The organism is Salinimicrobium oceani (assembly GCF_012037645.1).
Map to the genome: position 1 here is coordinate 1 of NZ_JAAVJR010000640.1, position 448 is coordinate 448.

Genomic DNA, 448 nt, shown 5'->3' on the forward strand with positions numbered 1-448 from the left:
GGCTTCGGCTTGTGTTGCTCAGGCATTCATTAAGATTGGTGCGAAAGACAGTTGCGTTTCGCATATTAGAACTGCTGCTCAACTGACCCCTGAAAAAAATAAGGAAGGCCGGTACTGGTATATCACCGGGCAGCTTTATGATGTACTGGGAAAACCCGACAGCGCTTCCATGGCCTTTAATGAGGTGATCGATCTAAACCGTAAGATCCCAAGAATTTATCTTGTGAATGCCATGATAAGGCAAATCGAATATATGGATGCCACAGCCGGGGAGAAGGCAATGGTTCTGGAACAACTTAATGATCTTGCCATAGACCGGGAGAATAGGCCTTACCTGGACAAGATCTATTTTCAGCTTGCAGAGTTCCATTATCAGCAGGATTCTACAGAACTTGCCATAGATTACTACAACCGTTCCCTTCGCACCCCTTCAAATAATTCCTATCTG

General features: G+C 45.1%; 1 protein-coding gene. It reads left to right on the top strand.

The genetic code is table 11. The annotated features are described in order from the left end of the window. The coding region (locus tag HC175_RS18655; protein ID WP_479685243.1) for a tetratricopeptide repeat protein at positions 1-448 on the top strand (448 nt) is incomplete at both ends.